Raw genomic sequence first — 16,921 nt, forward strand, 5'->3', positions numbered from 1 at the left:
CAAACAGTTCTGAATTGTCGGAACTTTTCAAAGATTCTAAGCGTTACATCAAAAGCCATTCATCTTCCGTAAGGCGTATTTTTTCGATTTTCCGCGCTTGCCCCGTTGCATCGTCAATTTGAACGGAAATCGCATGCAGATGCCATTTTCCTTCATCCACTACAAAACGGACAGGCAGCTGTGTAATGAATTTATGTAAAACAGCATTTCGCTCCATGCCGAGCACGCCTTCTTTAGGACCTACCATACCAACATCCGTGATATAAGCTGTCCCGCCGGGCAATATCGTATCATCATTCGTTTGGACATGCGTATGTGTTCCAAGCACGATTGAGGCTCTGCCATCCAGATGCCAGCCCATTGCGATTTTCTCAGAAGTCGCTTCCGCATGAAAATCAACAAGGATATTGTTCGTCTGCTCTTTTGCTTCTTCGATCAACTCATCCGCCTTGCGGAAAGGGCAATCAATTGGCGGCAAAAATGTGCGTCCCTGCAAATTGATGATCGCAAGCTGCTTTCCAGCGGCTTTGATAAAAGCCATACCTTGACCAGGAGCGCCTACTGCATAATTCGCCGGACGTACTAGACGCGGCTCCTCGTCAATCCACTCGAATATATCTTTATTATCCCACGTATGGTTACCCATTGTGATGCCATGGATGCCCCATTCGAAAAATTCCTTGGCAATGGTTGCTGTTATTCCGCGGCCTGCAGCGGCATTCTCGCCATTCGCAATAATAATATGCGGATTATATTTACTTTTAAGTGCAGGAAGCACTCGCTTTAAAGCACTTCTGCCTACGTTTCCTACAATATCTCCGATAAATAATACGTTCATGTGAATACACTTCCTTTTTTTATGCGCCTGCAAACAGAAAAGTGGCTAACAAGCAGCCACTTTTCTGAAAAGCTGATATTTTATTGTTGATTACTTCGCATATTCAACCGCGCGTGTTTCTCGAATGACCGTTACCTTAATATGTCCCGGATAATCAAGCTCGCTTTCGATTTTCTTCGTAATATCGCGTGCAAGACGGAAAGCTTCTGTATCGTCGATTTTTTCTGGCTGCACCATGACGCGCACTTCGCGGCCAGCTTGAATCGCGTACGATTTCTCTACGCCCTCAAACGATTCAGAGATATCTTCAAGCTTCTCCAGTCGTTTGATATACGTTTCAAGCGTTTCACGGCGAGCTCCAGGGCGCGCAGCGGACAATGCGTCAGCCGCTCCTACGAGCATCGCGATTACGGAAGTAGCTTCCGTATCCCCGTGATGAGAAGCAATACTGTTTATAACGACAGGATGCTCCTTGTATTTCTTAGCAAGTTCAACACCGATTTCTACATGTGAGCCTTCCACTTCATGATCCAATGCTTTACCGATATCATGCAGCAAACCTGCACGCTTCGCCAATGTAACATCCTGGCCAAGCTCTGCTGCCATTAATCCAGTCAAGTAAGCAACCTCCATGGAGTGCTTCAACACGTTCTGACCGTAACTTGTCCGATACTTCAATCGTCCCAAAATCTTGATTAAATCCGGATGCAAGCTGTGAACGCCAACCTCGAAAGTAGCTTGCTCACCGTATTCACGGATGCGCTCGTCCACCTCTTTACGAGATTTTTCAACCATTTCTTCAATGCGGGCAGGATGGATACGACCGTCAGCCACAAGCTTTTCCAAAGAAGTGCGGGCAATTTCGCGTCTTATCGGGTCGAAACCTGATAAAATGACCGCTTCCGGTGTATCGTCGATAATTAGATCGATACCAGTCAATGTTTCCAAAGCACGGATATTACGGCCTTCACGCCCAATAATGCGGCCTTTCATTTCTTCATTAGGCAATGTTACGACGGATACCGTCGTCTCAGCCACATGATCTGCCGCACAGCGCTGAATAGCTAGTGAAATAATATCACGGGCTTTCTTATCGGCCTCTTCTTTCGCTTGCTGCTCGATCTCTTTAATCATCTGTGCTGTTTCATGTCGTACTTCCTGTTCAACATTGGATAAAATGATCGATTTGGCATCTTCCGTTGTCAGACTCGAAATACGTTCCAATTCACTCAGCTGCTGCTTGTAAATGGAATCGATCTGCTCTTGCGTTTCTTCGATCCGTTTTTCTTTGTTGGCTACAGTTTCTTCTTTGCGTTCTAGCGCTTCTAACTTTTTATCCAGCGACTCCTCTTTTTGGAGTAAACGTCTTTCCTGACGTTGAGCCTCGTTGCGACGTTCACGAATGTCTCTCTCGGCTTCGGAACGAAGTTTGTGGACTTCATCTTTTGCTTCTAGCACGGTTTCTTTCTTCTGAGCTTCCGCTTCTTTCTTCGCATTTTCTACGATTACAATTGCAGCTTGCTCAGCGCTTGAAATTTTGGCCTCGGCAATCGACTTTCGAATAAAATAACCAATCCCAAAGAAAATTGCGCCAACAAAGAGACAGATCAAGATCCAAATGACCTCATTAGGCATCTTGTTCACCTCCTTGTTGCATACACCAAGGCACTGCTTGGGATGATATTAGGTTTTCAACCGGCTTCAAACCGTTTCAACAATTACTAATTTGACGAAAATAATCGTATTGAATCAACTTTTGGAAGGAAAATTGATTCAATAATGAAGGAATACAACCTCATTTTATCTTTTCGTAAAATCAATTGTCAAGCAAAAGCCCATCAACTTCCTCGAATGCGTCATCTTCACCAATCAGATCTATCGACTTTATGGCTTCCTTCACGATATCTCCTGGAAAGCCGCTGCGCATTAAATACCCCATAAGCTTGCGCTTTTTCTCAAACGGCTCCCCTTTTAAGGAGCGCCATTTCTTCTCTGCGGCCTTCTTCGCTGACGCTAATTCAACATTATGGTCCAATGCATCGATCGCCTCTGCAGCGGCTTCTTTCGACACGCCTCGCTGCGCCAGCTCTTGCTGGATAAAGCGTCGACCCTTCAGTCTGTTCTTAAGTCTTCCAGCCGCAAATTGACGTGCATATTGTTCATCATCCACAATATGTTCCTTTTCTAAACGGTCCAGAGCATATTGAATATTGTCTGACTCAAACAGCTTGCGGTTTAAATATTGCTCGATTTGTTTTCTCGTTCTCGGTCTAGCTCCTAAATAGGCGATTGCCAGCACGTAGGCACGGTAACGTTCATCTTCCATTCGTATTTCTTCGATTTGGACCTCCGTTAATAGTTGCCCCTTCGTCAAACGAAACCGAATTAATATATCTTCATGTACAGATAATATCGGTTCCTCTGACTCGGCAAAGAGATGATATAATTTTCTTTCCTTCTTATCAAGACGAACCGATAAGATCATCCATTCTTCTTCGTTTTTAGGGTCACTGTAAGCCACAGCGTACATCCTCTCTAAACACAGCTTCGCCGCCCCTAACAGGGCGGCGAAGCATGGATACGTATGCTATAAGATCATTTTATTCCAGATCTTCGAACTCTTCGTCGTCTTCATCAGGTTTKAAATTCGCCTGAGTTGCAGCTGCCGACAGGTTACTCGCATCGCGAATTTGCTTCTCGATAACCTCTGCAACATCCTTGTGATCCTTCAAGTACTGCTTCGCATTCTCGCGGCCTTGGCCCAGACGCTCGCCATTGTATGAGAACCATGCTCCGCTCTTCTGAACGATATCCATCTCTACGCCGATATCGACAAGAGTACCTTCTCTGGAAATACCCTCGCCGTACATGATGTCTACCTCAGCTTGTTTAAACGGAGGTGCTACCTTGTTTTTCACGACTTTAATACGAGTACGGTTACCAATCATGTCATTACCTTGCTTCAACGTCTCAATACGGCGCACATCTAGTCGTACGCTGGAATAAAACTTCAAAGCGCGTCCGCCTGGCGTTGTCTCAGGGTTACCAAACATAACGCCAACCTTTTCACGCAATTGGTTGATGAAAATAGCAATCGTCTTCGATTTGCTGATTGCACCCGAAAGCTTACGCAAAGCCTGCGACATCAAACGAGCTTGAAGACCAACGTGCGAATCACCCATGTCGCCTTCGATCTCCGCTTTTGGTACAAGTGCAGCAACGGAGTCAATAACGACAATGTCAACCGCGCCGCTGCGTACAAGCGCTTCAGCGATTTCCAATGCTTGCTCACCTGTATCCGGCTGAGAAAGCAACAGCTCATCAATATTTACGCCAAGCTTACTAGCATAAAGCGGATCTAGTGCATGCTCCGCATCGATAAAGGCAGCTTGTCCGCCAATTCGTTGAACCTCTGCAATCGCATGAAGCGCAACAGTTGTTTTACCTGATGATTCCGGTCCATATATTTCAATAACACGTCCACGCGGCAAGCCGCCTATTCCTAATGCAATATCTAGAGCAAGTGAACCGCTAGGCACGGTTTCTACCTGCATGTGTGTGGATTCTCCTAATTTCATGATGGAGCCTTTACCAAATTGCTTCTCAATTTGACGCAAAGCCATTTCTAGTGCAGCGCGACGATCCGACAAGAAACTCACATCCTTCTTTATTTATAATGTTATGATACCTTTTTTCTGACGGGTTGACAAGCATTTTTTCGAACATACATTCGCCTTTTCGCTTCGCCCCCTCAAATGGACATAAAAAAACCGCGGCAAAGTATTCTTCGCCACGGTTCTTCCGATAACTAACTTTAATTATAACGGGCTGGCCCGCAATTGACAAACATTATTTATTTTAATAAGTCGAAATTTCACGATACTTATTGAAAACTAAATCCTGACTATATTTGTCATTATGGAATGGCCCGCGCTTGGAGCCAAACCTCCCTCTCCGTTAGCAATGCCCATTTATTCGCCTTTATCCGCCTGAAGCGCCAGCCATAATCGGTACAATGCTGCTTTCACGGCGCGAAGCCTTATCATGCTTCTGCCGCCGCTTAAATTCAAAGTAAAAACTTCGGTAGCTTTTCCCCGCACCGAAATGCCTACGTAAACAAGACCAACAGGCTTGCCCTCGGATTCCGCCGGTCCGGCTACTCCTGTCAAGGATACGCCAAAGTCAGCATCCGAAAGCTCTCTTACCCGCTCCGCCATTAAAGCCGCAGTCGAGTCGCTGATCGCACCGGGCGCGCCCTCGCCTTCTAACTGAGTCATCGGTATGCTTAGCAAGTGATGCTTCATTATATTGGTGTAAGTGACCACTCCTCCTACATACTCTCCACTGCTCCCAGGAACGTTTGTAATAAGCTCGGCCAATAAACCCCCACTGCAGCTTTCCGCACTCGCCAGCTTGCGCCTTGAGGCTCTCAGAAGGTGTACAACCTCAACCTCGAGCGGTACGTCCTCCTGTGCATACAAGAACTCTCCAACTCGTTCCTTTATCTTTTCTACGCTTTCATCTATTTTCCGATCGGCATCGATGGCAGAGCTTGCTTTTGTCGAAACCCTTATGGAAACCTCGCCTTCCTTCGCGTAAGGAGCGATAGTCGGATCTACCTGACCGTCAATTAAATCAATTAGCTTCGCTTCAAGATTCGATTCTCCAATACCTGCGAACTTTAATATACGCGAATAAAGCGGATTCGCTTCTCCCAGCAAAGAACGAAGCCATAGCTCGCCCGCTCCATCCATCATCGGCTTCATTTCCATCGGCGGACCCGGAAGCAGCAAGTACAGCGTCCCATCTACGGATAAACCGTTACCAACCGCTAAGCCCGTTGTATTTTCTAATGGATCACTACCCTCGATCATCAAGGCTTGGCGACGGTTGCTCTCCACCATATGAATGCCGCGCGAGCTGAACATCTTCTTGATTTGAGTCATAGAAGGCTCATGGATAACGAGCTTGCGGTTTAAATATTCTGCTAAAACATCCTTCGTAAGATCATCTTGTGTCGGACCAAGTCCACCCGTAAAAACAAGTAGATCCGCTCGGCCTCGCCCAATTTCAATCGCTTCCCGCAGCCTCCCGGCATTGTCACCGACAACCGTCTGAAAATAAACGTCAACGCCTAATCCCGCAAGCTTTTGAGACAAAAACTGCGCATTCGTATTTACGATTTGGCCGAGCAGCAGTTCTGTACCGACCGCTATGATTTCTGCTTTCATTATTCGAAATCCCCTCTACGTCAAATGTAGATATGCCCAGAGCAATATAAGTAAAAGCATCCCTCCGTTGAACGGAAAGATGCTTTAACGTTATTCTACCGGAATCAAATGTTTGTTCTTCAAGAAATAATCGATGCCTGAGTATACCGTGATTGCGGCTCCTATCCAGCTTGCGATGACATCAAAAGGAAAATCAATGAAATTAAATGGGAAGTTGTTGATCAAAAGCGCAATAATCATTGTAATTTGAATCGCCGTCTTCCATTTCCCCCATGTGCTGGCAGCCATTACGGAGCCCTCTAAGAGCGCGATTTGACGAAGTCCCGTTACAGCGAATTCACGGCTAATAATAACTATTGCTATTAAAGCATTCAGCTTGTCCATTTCAACAAGTGAAATAAGGACAGCTGCAACAAGCAGCTTATCTGCCAATGGGTCGAGCAGTTTGCCGAGGTTGGTTACGATTTTGTTCTTGCGCGCTATGTAACCGTCTAACCCGTCTGTACTTGCCGCCACAATAAAAATGAGTGCCGCTGCGATTTGATTGTATGTAATGGAGAAGTCTGAAATGCTAAACGACCCCAAATCCACTTTGATAAGCAGAAAAAACATAATAATCGGCACTAAAAATATTCTGGCTAAGGTAATGCGGTTCGCCAGATTCACGCAATTCCCTCCTTAGATCGATCTAACTCATAGGTGTGCGTTACGCGAACCTTTTGTTCGTAAATGAATCCGGAATTGCGTTCCAGATGCGGACCATTTGCTAAGCAACCTTGAGTGACTGCATGTGTGCTTACTTTCATCTATGTATCCCCCAGATCCTTCTGTAAAGCTATCTCAACAAGTATAATACATGCCCATACACGTGTCAAAAGCAGCTATAGCCCCATTTTTCCCTCTATGCGCTATTAAACGAAAAGCTTCGTTTCTCGAATTCCGATGAAACGAAGCTTCGCTATTACGAGCGGTAGTTGGTAAATTGAAGTTCAACAGGCAGGTCCGCTTCTCTGAGAAGCTTCATAATGGCCTGCAAATCATCAAGGCTTTTGCCTGATACTCTAATTTGATCCCCTTGGATCAAGCTTTTTACCTTCAGCTTCGAATCCCTTATTAGTATATTGATCTTTTTGKAAACATCCTGCTCTATGCCCTGTCTAAGCTTAATCCGTTGACGTACCGTATTTCCGGAAGCGCCTTCGATTTTTCCGTAATCTAGGTTCTTAATAGGAACGCCGCGTTTCACCATTTTGGACAAAAGAATGTCAAGGACATTTTTCAGCTTGTAATCATCCTCGGATGCAACGACGAGTTCTTCCTTTTCGAGCGCGATGGAGCTTTTGCTCCCTTTAAAATCAAAGCGTGTTTCAATCTCCCGTTCGGCCTGCTTAATCGCGTTAGCCAATTCTGCCATATCCACTTTGGATACAATATCAAATGCATTTTCTGAAGCCATTAAAACCTCTCCTTTGGTACATTAATCATTATTCCGTTTGATTGCTTTCATTGTTTGGCGTTGGCGATGGCGTTGCTGTTGCGTCTGTGGGGGTTGCTCCATCAGCTATCGGCTGAAGCAGCAGCTTCTTAGACCCAGCTCGGTCTCCGTCAGGAACCGGAACGCCATCCACCGTTATTTCCGTTAGATCAGATCTTCCCACATTGATATAGATCGGGCCGATGAGATCGTAAGACTCTACCGTTCCATCCTCTGCATTCGCCGAATACAGCTTTTCGCCCTTGTTGCTGTTCGAACGGACCTCCAGCCAGCTTCTGCCGCCTACGATTTTCACTTCAACCTTATGCGTTTTTCCAGCAGGCCCAATATCGTATTGATCAGCTTTTCCTACCTTACTGCCGAATGTAACCGTGGTTGGCGCTTCAGTTGGCGTAGGAGCAACTGGTTCGTTTGTCGGCGTAACTTCATTCCCGGCTGTATCTGTTTCGTCAGTCTTAACCGGCGGTTCAGAAGCTTCCGTAATATCAGTGCTGTTATCGACTTGTTTGGGATCATCCGTTTCGTTATTAATGACATACACCCAAATCACGACAACGATTAAAATCAGGAAGGACCACATCATGACGTTGAAACCAATTTTGCCAAGCCTCTCGGACGATTGTGATTTGACGCGACGCGGCGATCTCACGACAATCGGTTCAGAAACTTGCTCAGCCGGCGCTGCCGGCACCTCATGCTGATACAAACGAAGTACTTCGTCCGGATCAAGTCCAACAGCCTCTGAGTAATTTTTCACAAATGCGCGCACGTAAAAGGGACCGGGTAAAACCGTATGGTCTCCGCTTTCGATCGCTTCCAGGTACCGTTTTCTTATTTTCGTTGTTTCTTGAATATCATCTAGCGTTAATCCGCGTTGGTCTCTCGCCTTGCGAAGCAATTCTCCTAAATCAGACATGAGACGGCCTCCTTCCGATTAGAAATCGTCTGTATAGTTAGCTGTGAAAGATTCGTACGATATTTCTTCATCTGGCGTATTGCGTAACTCAACAATTATGTCAAAATGGCTGTAATCGAAATTTGATTCCTTAATGAAAATATCAGGATGCTCAATAACCTTAGTTGAAGGCATCGCCATAATTTCTTGAAGCAATCCATAATGCTTCTCATTTGAGCGGATTGTACTCACAATCCCATCAATAATAAAGATATTATTGGGCTGCATTTCATCCTCTGAGAGCTGGCTTCTAACCGTTTGGCGCAGCAGTGTTGAAGATACGAACGTCCAGCGCTTATTCGAGCATACGCTTCCGGCAATAATGGATTCCGTCTTGCCGACACGCGGCATCCCACGTAATCCTATAACCTGATTTCCATCCCGTTTAAACACTTCGCCCAAAAAATCTACCAATATACCGAGCTCATCCCGCGTAAAACGGAATGTCTTGCGATCATCCGAATCCCGTTCAATGTACCGACCATGGCGAACAGCCAATATATCGACGATTGTTGGCGTTCTCAGTTTGTTTACAGTTATATTATCAACCTTTTGTAGCATTTTGCCAAGCAGCTCGATCTTCTCATCGTCATCCGTCTGGAGAAGCATTCCCCTCGTTCTATCTTCCACACCGTTGATGGTCATAATATTAACCTCAAGCATACCTAATAAAGAGGCGATATCTCCGAGCAAGCCAGGCCTGTTTTTATGTATTTTGTATTCCATATACCATTGTTTCGACTCCAAAGCTGTCACCGTCCTAAACCTGTTCTTATAGAAGTATGTAAATGATGGATACTACGTCATGAAACATAATTCTACAATTTTCGTCACAATCCTGCAAGCCAAAAAGAAACATTGCAGAAAAGCCTCCTATAAGGAGGCTCTCCTGCTTCTGCTTCTACTTCTACTTGAGGAAAATGTCGAATTAATAAAACAACTACGATTTTTGGACGAGCTTGACCATGAGGCTAGAAAGAGTTTTACGTTCTGCCTCGTCACCAACATCCCACAGCTGCTTTAAAATGCGTTCTTCCTCATTTTTCGGATCTACCTTCTCATCGAGAAAGGTACCGATTTCATAAGCCAGGCTTGAAATCGTTTCTTCCGTCATGCCGATCTTCTTTGCTTGAGATACACGGTCTGCCAAGAAATGCTTCCATGTGGCAAAATTAGAAAGGACAGTTGACATGTTTCTTCGCCTCCTAAAGGTATAGAAAAGAATCATCAACAGTCATATCATGTGTAAATGCATCACTAATTATGCATGGAGTCTGTCCGAAAAACATTCTTGGATCACGTGTGCCAACCGCCATTCGGACTGATGACCTGCCCCGTGATATACGATGACTCGGGCAAAGCAAGAAAATAAACAAGGGATGCGATTTCTTCCGTCGAGCCGAATCGGCCAACTGGAATCTCCTGCTCCAAGGCTGCCTTTTCCTCCGCGTTGAACCMGTCCATCATCTCTGTTTCAACAACACCTGGAGCTACGGCATTGACCGTAACCCCAGTTGGCGCAAGCTCCTTAGCCAGCGCCTTCGTAAAGGCGTTCATGCCACCCTTTGTTGTTGAATAAAGCACTTCGCAGGAGGCGCCAGACATCCCCCAAATGGACGAAACATTTATGATACGGCCATAACGCTGCGCAATCATATTCGGCATAAATAACTGTGAACAAAGAAACATGCCTTTTAGATTAACGGACATCACATTATCCCATTCTTCCTCCGAGACATCCATCAGCATGCCATAATGAGAAATGCCGCCATTATTTACCAGTATATCGGGAAGCATATTATGACTCTCCAGCTTCTCACGCATCCGCTCGAGCTGCTCCTTGGAACGCAAATCAGCAGATATCGTTAATACATTTGCACCAAGTGCCATGCAAGTTCGTGCTGTTTCGTTAGCTGTCTCATGAGACTGCAAATAATGAATAACGATGTTAACACCCTCAGCCGCAAATCGTTTGGCAATGGCTGCCCCGATCCCGCGGCCTCCCCCCGTAATTAACACCGTCATTTGCTGGAGCGTTTTCATTTTGACGGCTGTTCCACGATAGATACCGCAAGCTGATCGAAATCAAAATGCTCGCGCAGTCGCGCATTGACATCGTCAAGCGTACATTTTTCATAAAAATCGAGGACATCGAACATATCGCTGTCACGAAACCGATATCTTGTAAATTCACCGGCAATCGCTTCTGGGGAATTGAGCATCCGCAAATATCCGCCGATTTTTTTTCGCTTGGATCTTTCAAAAGCCGTTGGTTCTATTCCGCTCGCCAAAGTACCTTCTACAGCCGCACGGATTTGCTTGATCAGCTCATCCGGATTTGGCGTATCACCGCCGATAACGGAGAATGCGTAGCCCGTACTCGAATTGTACTCATGTCCGAAGGAATCGGAAATCAAATCATTCTCGTAAAGCTGCTGGTAAAGCTTAGAGCTAGGTCCAATTAAGGCTTCCAGCATGAGCTTTGTCGTCACTTCTTGACGCAGGAGCGCTTCACCGGTAAGACCCGTCTGCTTTTCTTTGAATCCGAGCATGCATTTAGGCAATGATACAGGAAGCTCCGTTACCTTTCGGGTAATTTTTACAGCTTCCGGCTCCTTCTCAAAAAACCTCTCGATTGAACCCTGAGGCTCAAATGATTTGCTGCTCTGATTATCGCGAACGAGCTGGAAAACTTCCTCTGCCTTCACGCCGCCCACAACGAAAAGCAGCATATTAGAAGGATGATAAAAGGTTTCATAGCAGCGATATAACGTCTCTTTATCGATTTGTCTAATGGATTCTACCGTACCAGCAATATCAATATGGACGGGATGCTCATGATAAAGCGCATCGATGAGTCCGAAATAGACTCTCCAATCCGGATTGTCTCGATACATATTGATTTCTTGCTCAATAATCCCCTTTTCCTTTTCTACATTTGTATCCGTAAAATAAGGATTTTGAACAAAGTTGATCAATGTCTCCAGGTTAGCATTAATTTGCTCCGTCGCCGAAAACAAATATACGGTGCGGTCAAAGCTTGTAAATGCGTTAGCAGAGGCGCCTTGTGAAGCAAAAACAGCAAAAATATCACCTGTCGGTTCTTCGAACATTTTATGCTCCAAAAAATGAGCAATCCCGTCGGGCACCTTAACTGGCGGCTGATTGCCAACTGAAAAACGATTGTCTACCGAGCCGTATTTTGTTGAAAATGTCGCGTAGGTTTTATTAAACCCTTCCTTTGGAAGCACGATAACCTCTAGTCCGTTATCAAGCACCTCGCGATATAGCGTTTCCTGCACATTTGGATAGCTAAGGGTTTGCATCGTTATGCCTCCTTCCGGTCACGCAAAAAGTAAATCGTATCGAGCTGCACGCGCTCGGCAACCTTCACAATATCTGCAGCAGTAACCGCCTGTACCTGCTCGAGCAGCTGCTCTGCACTTCTTTGCTTGCCTGTAAGAACGCCATTAAAATCATAAGCGATCATCTCATAAGCGGAATCTTGAAGCTCACGAAGATGATTGGATATCATGGCTTTCGTCTGATTCATCTCAAGCTCGGACAGATTTCCTTGGCGCATGCTTTCAAGCTGTTCTTGAATAATAACGACCGCTCTGTCGTAGTTGGCAAACTCAATGCCGGATTGTATGGTGCAAAGTCCTTTATGTCCATCTAGACGGGAAGCCGCATAATATGCCAAGCTTTCCTTCTCACGTACGTTTAGAAAAAGCTTCGAATGAGGATATCCTCCCAAAATGCCATTGTACATTAAGGCAGCTGGATATTCGTCTTCCGTATAACCTACTCCGGTACGCAAACCCAAATTGAGCTTGCCCTGACTGACTTCCATCCGCTCCGTCACCTTTTTCACTTCTTTGACTGGATGTTGCACGTTTGGCGTTGAATAGGAGGATGGCGAGCCGTTTTTCAACTTAAAAGTTTTGGATACAAGCTCCGTTACTTCCGCTAGCGTGGTATCGCCGACGACATACAAATCAAGCGCGGCTTGATCCAGCCATTGCTCATATTGTTTATAAAGCGACGAAGGAGATATAGAATCAATCTCTGCAAGCTTGCCAAGCGGGTGAAGACGGTAAGGCTCATCCGCGCACATTTCTTCCAAGCAGCGCTCTGCCGCATAGCGAATCTTATCATTCACGATAGCTTCTAAGCGTTTCTTAAGCGTTGTTTTTTCTGCATCGACATACTTTTGATGAAATCCGTTATTCTCTAACAAGGGGTCCGTAACGACATCGCCTAAAAATTGTAGCGACTCGGCAAGGAGCGGCGTGTTCGATGACACAAACTCATCATTAATGACATCCATACGAAATTGAACGATTTGGGAATCGCCTCTTTTATATACATCAAAACCAAAACCTGCTCCATATAAATCGTCAAGCTTTTCACGGAAAGAAATAGTTTCAGGCAAGTTAGCGGTTCCTCTTCTCAGTACAAACGGAATAAGAGCAACCGGCGTAACCGTTGCTTCATCGAGTGTGAGCCCCGCAAATAAGGAAATAGCAAACGTTTTGAATCGTTTTGTAGGCATCACATGCAGACGGATGCGCTGCAGCTGCCCTCTTTCGAATATGGACACTCGGTTTGCTCCTTTCATCGGCGTGTTATAGAGTAAATCTATTCCATTAGACAAATCACTATACCATTCTAACCTATAGGAAATGGAAGAAGCAACCACTGCTGCACAAGGCAGTAACGGCTGCTTCCTTTCGTGAAAGTCCTATTGTTACATACAAAAAATATGTTTGCCAATCGTTTTAATCTGCGTTCTCGTCCATATCCATTTCGAGGTAGCTGTCTCTGGATTAAAGTAATAGAGGCAGCCGCCGGATGGATCCCATCCATTGATTGCATCTTCTACGGCTTCTCTCGCTTTGGCATTTGGAGTGAGCCAAATTTGGCCGTCAGCAACTGCCGTGAAGGCACCTGGTTGAAAAATAACGCCGTAAATTGTATTCGGAAAGCTTTGCGATTTCAAACGGTTAATGATAACAGCCGCAACCGCTACTTGTCCCTCGTAGGGCTCGCCTCGTGCTTCTCCGTATACGGCATTCGCCATCATTTGGAGATCATTTTCTGTCAAGCCTAGCCGATTAGACTTAGCAATTGTTGTTTTGTTACCTGTGGAGCTTGCTGTTTCTTTGCCGCTTGCTCCTGCGTTCGATGATGGCGGCGCTGCTGCTGTGGGCTTCCAAGCTTTTGTGGCTTCCCATAACTTCAGCTTTGTTTTCGCACCGACAACTCCGTCCGACTTAAGACCGAACTTCCATTGGAACCAAGTAACTGCATTTTTAGTGCTCGTACCGAATTTCCCGTCTATTTCGCCTTTGAAATATCCGAGGTGCTTGAGTCGACCTTGCAGTTCATTAACGTCCTGTCCGGAAGAGCCTACCGTTAGGGTAGCATTGCTGAACGTTTCCGTTGCTTCTTCACGCTCTCCGTGCAGGAATGAAAAAGAACCGAACAACAACAGTACGATAATCGAAGTCACTAAAATCAAACGATTTCTCATGATAGGATCTGCCTTTCTCTTGCAAGTTAGTTCGCTTCAGGTAGCGTTACCTAACTTTAGTATGAGAAATTCATTCCGCTTCTATGCACATTATTCGGTTTTCTGTAATCAACTTCAATTATGAGCTAACTTTGCCAGCCTGGAATTGATCCATCGTTATAAGCACTTCTCTTGGCTTGCTTCCTTCATAAGGCCCCACGATGGAGCGAGCTTCCATCTGATCAATTAATCTTGCAGCTCTCGTATAACCGATGCGCATTCTACGCTGAAGCAAGGAAACCGAAGCCTGCTTCGCTTCCAATATAATTTGTACGGCTTGATCATATAGCTCGTCCAGGATCTCATTTCCTTCGGCCGATTCTTCCTCAACCTCAGGTACAAGATCTTCTTTGTATTCCGCTTCGGCTTGGCCACGCGCATAGTTGACCAAGGTCTCAACTTCCTGATCAGATAAGAACGCCCCCTGTACCCGGATGGGCTTGGACATACCAACTGGCAAAAACAGCATATCACCCCGACCAAGCAACTTCTCAGCGCCTACCATATCCAAAATGGTACGCGAATCTACTTGGGATGAAACACCAAAAGCAATTCGGGACGGGATGTTCGCTTTAATCACGCCTGTGATGACATCAACTGATGGCCGCTGTGTGGCAATGATGAGGTGGATCCCTGCGGCCCGTGCCATTTGCGCCAGCCTTGCGATCGAATCCTCCACATCATTTGCGGCTACCATCATTAGATCAGCAAGCTCGTCCACGATAACAACGATATAAGGAAGTACGGCTGCGGGATTATCCGCCATTAACGTATTGTAGCCTTCTATGTTACGCGTAGCGGATTTGGAAAACAACTCATAGCGGCTTTCCATTTCAACAACGATCTTCTTGAGCGCGAGCGAGGCTCTCTTCGGATTCGTCACGACGGGAGCTAGTAAATGCGGTATCCCATTATATACATTTAATTCAACCATTTTCGGGTCAATCATTAGAAATTTCACTTCATCTGGCGCAGCCTTATACAAAATACTCGTAATAATTCCGTTAATACATACCGACTTCCCTGAACCCGTCGCTCCTGCTACAAGCAAATGGGGCATTTTGGCTAAATTGCCCACAATCGTTTGCCCGGAGATGTCACGTCCGAATGCAATTGACAGCTTTGATGCGGCATTTTGGAAAGTAGCTGTTTCCATAACCTCACGCATCGTAACGACAGATACTTCCATGTTCGGCACTTCGATTCCAATGGCTGACTTACCTGGTATCGGAGCTTCCATCCGAATGTCTTTAGCGGCTAATGCAAGAGCTATATCATCCGTTAAGCCTACAATACGGCTAACTTTAACCCCTGTAGCTGGTTGAACCTCATATCGCGTTACTGCCGGACCCCGAACGACATCGAGCACTTTGGCCCGAACACCGAAGCTTTCCAGCGTAGCTTCCAGCTTTCTGCGTGAGTCGTACATATCCGTCGCGTCAGCGCTTTTGCCCATTAAGTTAGGTTTCGTTAACAATGAAAAAGGCGGCAGCAAGTACGGCTTGACTGTATTTACCTCAACCTCAGCTGCAGGACGCTTTGGAACCATTTGCGCTTGGCTTTCATCCACGATAAGCGCTTCAGAAGCATCGATAGCTTCAGATGTTTTTATTGCTGATGTTTGATCCTCTGGTTCCTCTTCGTCATCCAGTTCATCCAATGCCTCATCATCTGGTAATGGATCAAGCGGCTCAGGAACAGGATAAGAATCGTTCCATGGTGCCTGCTGACTTGGCAAAGACGCATCATGATCAATAATTAATCCATCGCCTGCTTTTTCCCATGGCGCAGTGTTACCTTGCAATAACTCTTCTTGAACAGAAGCTGTATGTAAATCGGCGCCTGACTTCTCCCAAGGCGGTTCAATATCATTTTGCCAAGCGGGTTTATTCCCAGCTGACGAATCTGTTCCATTGGGCTCGAATACCCACTCGTCATGCTCCTCGGCCTGTGTACTTGAATCCTCTTCATTGCTATTTTGTCTCCAAGAGAAAAATAATGATTTTCTTTTCTTAGGTGGAGAAACAACATAACCTTCATGGTCATCATCAATGGTATCATCATCATCTAAATCTAATGGATCAGAACTTGTACTGGCCGTGGCTGATGCACGCAAAGTGGCTCTCTTTGCCCATTTAGCCGCAAGTAATTTAAACATTCGCGTTGCCCTGCTGCTTATGACTCTTCCTAATTCCACATAAGACTTGCCCGTCATCAGCATGATAGAGATCGCGAACATTACAAACATAATAAGCTTCGCGCCATAATAGCCGAATAATGAGAAAAACAAAGAGTATTGAATAGCACCGACGTAGCCGCCGCTAATTTGCTTGTCTCGAATAGGCAAATCATTTTCAACAGGTACGCTTATTAATGATATTTGCAAATCACTGCTTAGCTGCCTGAATATCATCGTCCCGGTAAGGTCTACGGTAGGAGTTAACTTTTGGTCAATCTCTGATATTGAGCTCATCAGTGTAAACGCAAGCACCAAAATAAATAAGCCCGTACGCTTATTCGTCCATCCCTTTGGCCATGTTCGTTTAATCATGACTGCTAGTCCAATCACAATCCCTATTATTGCAAGCACGAAATAAAACTTGCCGAGCACAAGTCCAAATAATTTGGATAACGAGCGCCCGACAGCCGCTTCACCGGATAGTGCAATAATGGAGATTGTAATTAGCAAAATGCCATACACTTCGTATTTTAGGTTTGAGCCAATTGTTTTTTTCCTTCTTTTTTTCTTTGCCAAATCGGTCACCTCTGGTAAAAGATTATACCATAGGTGGGCAAATGTTCCTATGAGACATTCGTACGAACATCC

The 16,921-nt window shown here is 45.5% G+C and carries 15 protein-coding genes; all 15 read right to left on the reverse strand.

The features are described 5' to 3' along the window. Positions 1-43: 43 nt before the first annotated feature. The gene (locus AC1DLI_RS13885) at positions 44-838 is read right to left on the reverse strand and encodes a TIGR00282 family metallophosphoesterase (protein ID WP_477603488.1); all 795 of its coding nucleotides are present in this window, start codon (positions 836-838) and stop codon (positions 44-46) included. A gap of 90 nt (positions 839-928) precedes the next feature. Next, positions 929-2,473 carry a ribonuclease Y gene (rny, locus tag AC1DLI_RS13890; RefSeq protein WP_364140319.1) on the reverse strand — a complete coding sequence of 515 codons (1,545 nt, stop codon included), beginning with the start codon at positions 2,471-2,473 and terminating at the stop codon, positions 929-931. A gap of 181 nt (positions 2,474-2,654) precedes the next feature. Then, positions 2,655-3,359 (reverse strand): regulatory protein RecX, encoded by a 705-nt coding sequence (locus tag AC1DLI_RS13895; RefSeq protein ID WP_477603491.1) that lies wholly within the window; start codon positions 3,357-3,359, stop codon positions 2,655-2,657. Positions 3,360-3,438: 79 nt separating this feature from the next. Further along, positions 3,439-4,488 (reverse strand): recombinase RecA, encoded by a 1,050-nt coding sequence (gene recA / locus AC1DLI_RS13900; RefSeq protein WP_477603493.1) that lies wholly within the window; start codon positions 4,486-4,488, stop codon positions 3,439-3,441. A 321-nt stretch (positions 4,489-4,809) separates the two neighbouring features. Next, a complete protein-coding gene (locus tag AC1DLI_RS13905) occupies positions 4,810-6,069 on the reverse strand; it encodes a competence/damage-inducible protein A (protein WP_477603495.1) in 1,260 nt (419 codons plus the stop codon). Between the two features lie 90 nt (positions 6,070-6,159). Further along, entirely contained in the window at positions 6,160-6,735 is a 576-nt protein-coding gene (gene pgsA, locus AC1DLI_RS13910; protein WP_477603497.1) for a CDP-diacylglycerol--glycerol-3-phosphate 3-phosphatidyltransferase, read from the reverse strand. A gap of 295 nt (positions 6,736-7,030) precedes the next feature. Beyond that, the gene (locus tag AC1DLI_RS13915) at positions 7,031-7,525 is read right to left on the reverse strand and encodes a YajQ family cyclic di-GMP-binding protein (protein ID WP_477603499.1); all 495 of its coding nucleotides are present in this window, start codon (positions 7,523-7,525) and stop codon (positions 7,031-7,033) included. A 28-nt stretch (positions 7,526-7,553) separates the two neighbouring features. Continuing rightward, complete coding sequence (locus tag AC1DLI_RS13920) at positions 7,554-8,480, reverse strand: helix-turn-helix domain-containing protein (protein WP_477603501.1); 927 nt, start codon at positions 8,478-8,480, stop codon at positions 7,554-7,556. Between the two features lie 18 nt (positions 8,481-8,498). Beyond that, positions 8,499-9,266, reverse strand: coding sequence for a DUF3388 domain-containing protein (locus AC1DLI_RS13925; protein ID WP_138751528.1), 768 nt, complete (start codon positions 9,264-9,266; stop codon positions 8,499-8,501). A gap of 193 nt (positions 9,267-9,459) precedes the next feature. Further along, entirely contained in the window at positions 9,460-9,711 is a 252-nt protein-coding gene (locus tag AC1DLI_RS13930; protein ID WP_477603503.1) for a DUF3243 family protein, read from the reverse strand. A 104-nt stretch (positions 9,712-9,815) separates the two neighbouring features. After that, the gene (gene ymfI / locus AC1DLI_RS13935) at positions 9,816-10,562 is read right to left on the reverse strand and encodes an elongation factor P 5-aminopentanone reductase (protein WP_477603505.1); all 747 of its coding nucleotides are present in this window, start codon (positions 10,560-10,562) and stop codon (positions 9,816-9,818) included. Continuing rightward, positions 10,559-11,845 (reverse strand): EF-P 5-aminopentanol modification-associated protein YfmH, encoded by a 1,287-nt coding sequence (yfmH, locus tag AC1DLI_RS13940; protein ID WP_477603507.1) that lies wholly within the window; start codon positions 11,843-11,845, stop codon positions 10,559-10,561. The genes ymfI and yfmH overlap by 4 nt, the downstream gene beginning before the upstream one ends. A gap of 2 nt (positions 11,846-11,847) precedes the next feature. Beyond that, complete coding sequence (gene yfmF, locus AC1DLI_RS13945; protein ID WP_477605006.1) at positions 11,848-13,140, reverse strand: EF-P 5-aminopentanol modification-associated protein YfmF; 1,293 nt, start codon at positions 13,138-13,140, stop codon at positions 11,848-11,850. 129 nt (positions 13,141-13,269) lie between these two features. Continuing rightward, entirely contained in the window at positions 13,270-14,055 is a 786-nt protein-coding gene (gene sleB, locus AC1DLI_RS13950; protein WP_477603509.1) for a spore cortex-lytic enzyme, read from the reverse strand. A 118-nt stretch (positions 14,056-14,173) separates the two neighbouring features. Beyond that, positions 14,174-16,849, reverse strand: a complete 2,676-nt coding sequence (locus AC1DLI_RS13955; RefSeq protein ID WP_477603511.1) for a DNA translocase FtsK 4TM domain-containing protein — start codon at positions 16,847-16,849, stop codon at positions 14,174-14,176. Positions 16,850-16,921 lie beyond the last annotated feature (72 nt).

The sequence above is a fragment of the Paenibacillus sp. 01T443 genome (assembly GCF_056398325.1).